Annotated in this window: 5 protein-coding genes; all 5 read left to right on the top strand. The window is 64.9% G+C overall.

Annotated features, from left to right (window positions below; genetic code table 11):
* Window positions 1–1,049 (top strand): phospho-N-acetylmuramoyl-pentapeptide-transferase (mraY, locus tag ABYB95_RS15095; protein ID WP_372659392.1); only part of this gene is annotated, 1,049 nt, incomplete at its 5' end.
* On the top strand, window positions 1,046–2,911 hold the full coding sequence (gene murD, locus ABYB95_RS15090) for a UDP-N-acetylmuramoyl-L-alanine--D-glutamate ligase (RefSeq protein ID WP_372659391.1): 1,866 nt from the start codon (window positions 1,046–1,048) through the stop codon (window positions 2,909–2,911). The genes mraY and murD, both read left to right, overlap by 4 nt.
* 44 nt (window positions 2,912–2,955) lie before the next feature.
* The gene (ftsW, locus tag ABYB95_RS15085; RefSeq protein ID WP_372659394.1) at window positions 2,956–4,197 is read left to right on the top strand and encodes a putative lipid II flippase FtsW; all 1,242 of its coding nucleotides are present in this window, start codon (window positions 2,956–2,958) and stop codon (window positions 4,195–4,197) included.
* Window positions 4,198–4,256: 59 nt separating this feature from the next.
* A complete protein-coding gene (gene murG / locus ABYB95_RS15080) occupies window positions 4,257–5,309 on the top strand; it encodes an undecaprenyldiphospho-muramoylpentapeptide beta-N-acetylglucosaminyltransferase (protein ID WP_372659393.1) in 1,053 nt (350 codons plus the stop codon).
* A partial coding sequence (gene murC, locus ABYB95_RS15075) for a UDP-N-acetylmuramate--L-alanine ligase (RefSeq protein ID WP_372659390.1) occupies window positions 5,306–6,206 on the top strand: 901 nt, incomplete at its 3' end. The genes murG and murC, both read left to right, overlap by 4 nt.

Genomic DNA, 6,206 nt, shown 5'->3' with positions numbered 1-6,206 from the left:
GGCCTTTTGTCATCCGCCGCCTGGCTGCGCTCAAGATCGGCCAGCCGATCCGCGAGTACGCCATGCAGTCGCATCTGCAAAAGAGCGGCACACCCACCATGGGGGGCGTGCTGATCCTGTTCTCGATCGCGCTGTCCACGCTGCTGTGGTTCGATCTGGCCAACCGATTCGTCTGGATCGTGCTGCTGGTCACCCTGGGTTTTGGCGCCATCGGATGGGTGGACGACTGGCGCAAGGTGGTGCACAAAGACCCGGAAGGCATGCGTTCGCGCGAAAAATACCTCTGGCAGTCGGTGATCGGTCTCGTGGCCGCGTTTTACCTGGTGTTCAGCGTGTCCGAAACCAGCAACCTGCGGGTGCTGGAATTGTTTTTTGCCTGGGTCACCTCCGGCTTCACCGTGGATCTGCCACCGCAGGCGGGCTTGATGGTGCCCTTCTTCAAGGAAATCAACTACCCATTGGGCGTGTTCGGTTTTGTGGTCATGACCTATCTGGTCATCGTCGGCTCCAGCAACGCGGTGAACCTCACCGATGGGCTGGACGGCCTGGCCATCATGCCGGTGGTGATGGTGGGTTCGGCGCTGGGCGTGTTCGCTTACGTGACCGGTAGCGCCGTGTTCTCGCGCTACCTGCTGTTGCCCCATATTCCGGGCGCGGGTGAGTTGCTGATTTTTTGCGCCGCCATGGCCGGTTCGGGCCTGGCCTTTCTGTGGTTCAACACCCATCCGGCCCAGGTTTTCATGGGTGATGTGGGCGCCTTGGCGCTGGGCGGCGCGCTGGGCACCATCGCGGTCATCGTGCGGCAAGAAATCGTGCTCGCCATCATGGGCGGAATCTTCGTGGTCGAGGCGCTTTCGGTCATGGCGCAAGTCGGCTACTTCAAGTACACCAAACGCCGGTTTGGCCAGGGCCGCCGCCTGTTCCAGATGGCGCCGCTGCACCACCATTTCGAGAAAAAGGGTTGGAAAGAAACCCAGGTCGTGGTGCGCTTCTGGATCATCACCATGTTGTTGTGTCTGGTGGGTCTGTCGACCTTGAAACTCAGATGAACGCATTGCACAACCAACACGTACTCGTTCTGGGTCTCGGTTTGTCCGGTCTGGCGATGGCGCGTTGGTGCGCGCGCCAGGGCGCGCTGGTGACGGTGGCCGACACGCGCGAAACCCCGCCCCAGCTGGCGGCTTTGCAGCAGGCCTGTCCGAGCGCGGTGTTCGTGCCCGGTCCGTTCGAACAGGCTTTGCTGGAGCGCCAATCCTGGGCCTTGATCGCACGCAGCCCAGGTTTGTTGCCGAAGCAGCTCGGTGCGGTCTGGCCTTGGGCCGAGCAGAACCAAGTGCCGCTGTTGGGCGAACTCGATCTGTTCGCCCGCGCCTTGCAAGAGCTGTCGCAGCGCGAACACCTGCCGTATCGGCCCCAGGTGCTGGCCATCACCGGCACCAACGGAAAAACCACGGTGACCTCGCTCACCACCTTGTTGTTGCAGCGCTGTGGCGTGGCTGTGACCGTGGCAGGCAACATCGGCCCCAGCTTGCTCGACATGCTGGCGCAGGCGCTGGACGCTGAAACCGAGGCCAACCGCCTGGACGCCGAACAGCAAGCGGCCGAAGACACGGTCGCGGCGGCGTCAGTGCCCGAAACCCTGGCGGTGCCTCCCGAGGCGGTGCCAGCACCGCTGCACGAAGCCGCCGATGGCAGCGATGCCGTTGATGCTCCGCCTCCCGATCTGTTTGAAGAGGCTGAAGACGCCCCCGCGCAAAACGCCGAGGCGGATCTGGCGATGGATGCGGAGCCGACCGGAGAAGACGGGGACGAAGCCGATGCCGACGACGGTCTGGTCATGTTGGTGCCACCGCCGGTGGTGCCACCACAACCGCCGCACCTGCCCAAGGTCTGGGTGCTTGAACTGTCCAGCTTCCAGCTCGACGGTGTGGCCGGTGGCGCCTGGGACGCGGTGCCCACTGCCGCCACCGTGCTCAACATCAGCGAAGACCACCTCGACTGGCATGGCGGCATGCCCGCCTACATCCAGGCCAAGACCGCTGTCATGGGCACCGAGGCCTTGATGCTGCTCAACCGTGACGACCCCATGGTGATGGTCCTGCGGCCCCCCATGGTGACGGTGAAGATCGCGGGGCGCAACCGCAGCCAGCCGGCGCGCGTTTACGCCACCTTCGGCCTGGACGCCCCGACGCGCCCGGGCGACTGGGGCATCGAATCCGTCAATGGCATGGACTGGCTGGTGCGTGCCCTGGCACTCGACGAAACCCGCAAACGCGGCCGTGCGGCCGACACCGAAGAAGAGATTTATTTCCAGCGCCTGATGCCGGTGGATGCGCTGCGCATACGGGGCCGCCACAACGCGGCCAATGCGCTGGCCGCCCTGGCGCTGGCCACCTCGACCGGCGCCATGCTCGCGCCCATGCTGCACGGTTTGCGCGAGTACCGGGGCGAACCCCACCGCGTGGAGCCGGTGGTCATCGTCAATGGCGTGGAGTATTTCGACGACAGCAAAGGCACCAACGTGGGCGCCACGCTGGCCGCTGTGCAGGGCCTGGGCGCCGAGCGCCGTCTGGTGGTGATTCTGGGCGGCGATGGCAAGGGCCAGGACTTCGGTCCGCTGACCGCTGCGCTGGCGCGCCATGCGCGTGCCGTGGTGTTGATCGGTCGCGATGCGGGCCTGATCCGCCAGGCTGTGGCCGACTGCGGCGTGCCACTGCTTGACGCCGCCACCATGCCCGAGGCCGTGCGTGTGTCGGCCGCACAAGCCCTGCCGGGTGACGCGGTGCTGATGTCGCCCGCCTGTGCCAGCCTGGACATGTTCGACAACTACACCCACCGCGCCCGCGTGTTCGTGCAAGCGGTGGCCGAGCTGGCCAACGCAGCCGGTGTGCCCATGGAGGTGGCGCCATGATCGCCGCACTGCGCGCCAAACTGAGCGGCTGGCTGCCCTGGTTGATGGGTCTGGATCTGGCCGGTTCCCTGGCCGGCGGCAAGAGCGGCGACGACCTGCCGGTGCGCCTGTCCAACCGCACCTACGCCGGCTCGCGCAACGTGGCGGTGCGCGAACTCGGCTTTGACCAACCCCTGCTGTGGGTGGTGGTGGCCTTGCTGACCTGGGGCCTGGTGATGGTCTATTCCGCCTCCATCGCCCTGCCCGACAACCCGCGCTTTGCCAACTACGCCCACACGCATTTTGTGGTGCGGCATGGCACTTCCATGTTGATTGGCTTGTTGGTGTCCTTGATCGCCTTCCAGTTCCCGATGCGCACCTGGGAAAAGGCCGCACCCTGGCTGTTCGCCGCGGCCTTGCTGCTGCTGGTGCTGGTGCTGATTCCGTTCATCGGCAAAGGTGTGAACGGCGCCCGGCGCTGGATTTCCCTGGGCATCATGAATTTCCAGCCCTCCGAACTGGCCAAGCTGGCGGTGCTGCTGTATGCGGCCAACTACATGGTGCGCAAGATGGAAGTGAAAGAGCGCTTCTTTCGCGCCGTGGCACCCATGGCGGTGGCGCTGGCCGTGATCGGCATGCTGTTGCTGGCCGAACCCGACATGGGTGCTTTCATGGTGATCGTGGTGATCGCCATGGGCATTCTGTTTCTGGGCGGTGTCAATGCCCGCATGTTCTTCCTCATCGCCCTGGTGGTGGTGGGCGCTTTCGCGCTGATGGTAATGCTCAGCGAATGGCGGCGCGAACGCATCTTTGCCTACCTCGACCCCTGGAGCGAGCAGTACGCCCTGGGCAAGGGCTACCAGCTCTCGCACTCCTTGATCGCGTTCGGCCGCGGTGAAATTTTCGGCGTCGGCCTGGGTGGCAGTGTGGAAAAACTGCACTGGCTGCCAGAGGCGCACACCGACTTCTTGCTCGCCGTGATTGGCGAGGAGTTCGGCTTGGTCGGGGTTCTGATCCTGATCGGTCTGTTCCTCTGGTTGACCCGCCGCATCATGCACATTGGCCGCCAGGCGATTGCGCTGGACCAGGTGTTCTCCGGTCTGGTGGCGCAAGGCGTGGGCATCTGGGTGGGTTTCCAGGCCTTCATCAACATCGGCGTCAACCTGGGTGCACTGCCCACCAAAGGCCTGACCCTGCCGCTGATGAGCTACGGCGGCTCGGCGATTCTGCTCAACCTGGTGGCGCTGGCCATCGTGTTGCGGGTCGATTTTGAGAACCGCCAGATGATGAAGGGAGGCCGTTCGTGACGAACAAAGACCTCTCGACCGGCGCTCGCTTGCACACGGGCAGCCCCTGCGCGCTCGTCATGGCCGGTGGCACCGGTGGCCACATCTTTCCGGGTCTGGCGGTGGCCGAAGCCTTGCGCGAGCGCGGCTGGCGCGTGCATTGGCTGGGTGTGCCCGGCAACATGGAGAGCCGCCTCGTGCCGCCCCGGGGCTTTGCCTTCGAAGCGGTGGCCTTCGGTGGCGTCCGTGGCAAAGGCCTGCTCACGGTGGCGTTGTTGCCTTTGCGCCTGCTCAAAGCCTTTTGGCAGTCCTTGCAGGTGGTGCGCCGGGTCCGGCCCGATGTGCTGGTCGGCCTGGGCGGCTACATCACGTTTCCCGGCGGCATGATGGGCGTATTGCTCGGCAAACCGCTGGTCTTGCACGAACAGAACTCCGTGGCCGGCATGGCCAACAAGGTGCTGGCCGGTGTGGCCGACCGCGTTTTTTCGGCCTTCCCGAATGTGTTGAAAAAGGGCCAGTGGGTGGGCAATCCGTTGCGCGCCGAATTCCTGAACCAGCCAGCGCCGGAGCAACGCTTTGCCCAGCGCAGCGGCCCCTTGCGCCTGCTGGTGGTGGGTGGCAGCCTGGGCGCCAAGGTTTTGAACGACGTGGTGCCGCAAGCGCTGGCCTTGATTCCCAAAAACAACCGCCCGCAGGTGCTGCACCAGAGCGGCGAAAAACAGATCGATGCGCTGCGCGCGAACTACGCCGCCGCCGGGGTGATCGCCGAACTCACGCCTTTCATCCAGGACACGGCCCAGGCTTTTGCCGACGCCGACCTGGTGTTGTGCCGGGCCGGTGCCAGCACCGTGACCGAGATCGCCGCCGTGGGTGCGGCGTCCATGCTGGTGCCGTTTCCGCACGCGGTGGACGACCACCAGACCACGAACGCCCGCTTTCTGGTGGACGCGGGTGCCGCCTGGTTGCTGCCGCAAACCGAACTCACGCCAGCACGCCTGGCACAACAGCTGCAATCCGTGCAGCGCGAACAATTGATGAACATGGGAAGCAAGGCCAAAGCCATGCAGAAAACAGAAGCCGTGGCGGCGCTCGTGTCCGCCTGCGAAGCGCTGGCGAAAGTGGAGCCCGTATGAAGCACGCCATCCGCCACATCCATTTCGTCGGCATCGGTGGCGCCGGCATGAGCGGCATTGCCGAGGTCTTGCTGAACCAGGGCTACCGCATCTCGGGCAGCGATCTGAGCGACAGCAGCGCCACACGGCGGCTGGTGGCCATGGGCGCCGAGGTGTTTTTGGGCCACGACGCCCTGCACATCAACGGCGCAGACGCCATCGTCACTTCGACCGCCGTGAAAGCGGACAACCCCGAGGTGGTGGCCGCGCACGCCAAACTGATTCCGGTGGTGCCGCGCGCCATCATGCTGGCCGAGTTGATGCGCATGAAAAAGGGTGTGGCCATTGCCGGAACGCATGGCAAGACCACCACCACCAGCCTGGTGGCCAGTGTGCTGGCGGCGGCCAACATGGACCCGACCTTTGTGATCGGGGGCCGCCTGGAAAGCGCGGGCGCCAACGCCCAACTGGGTTCGGGTGAATACATCGTGGTTGAGGCCGACGAGTCCGACGCTTCGTTTTTGAACCTGCTGCCGGTGCTCTCGGTGGTGACCAACATCGACGCCGACCACATGGACACCTATGGCCACGACTTTGGCCGACTCAAGGCCGCGTTCGTGGAGTTCTTGCACCGCATGCCCTTTTACGGCGCAGCGGTGGTGTGCGTGGACAACGACGCCATCCGCGAGATCCTGCCCCAGATCGCACGCCCCATCACCACCTACGGCTTTGCCGAAGACGCCCAGGTCCGCGCGGTCAACGTGCGCGCCGTGGGTGCACAGATGCACTTCACCGTGCAGCGCAAGAACGGCGTGCAGCTGCCCGACCTGGACGTGGTGCTGAACCTGCCGGGTGAACACAACGTGTTGAACGCCTTGGCGGCCATTGGCATTGCGGTGGAGCTGGGCGTGGACGACG

Source organism: Hydrogenophaga sp., assembly GCF_041633695.1.
Taxonomy (GTDB): Bacteria; Pseudomonadota; Gammaproteobacteria; order Burkholderiales; family Burkholderiaceae_C; genus Hydrogenophaga.
The sequence above is the reverse complement of the archived record's forward strand: the minus strand, read 5'-3'. Positions and strand labels throughout refer to the sequence as shown.

Bases quoted from the DNA above. Each gene is read 5' to 3' on its own strand.
- murD (WP_372659391.1), top strand. From the start codon at position 1,046: ATGAACGCATTGCACAACCAACACGTACTCGTTCTGGGTCTCGGTTTG.
- murG (WP_372659393.1), top strand. From the start codon at position 4,257: ATGGCCGGTGGCACCGGTGGCCACATCTTTCCGGGTCTGGCGGTGGCC.
- ftsW (WP_372659394.1), top strand. From the start codon at position 2,956: ATGGGTCTGGATCTGGCCGGTTCCCTGGCCGGCGGCAAGAGCGGCGAC.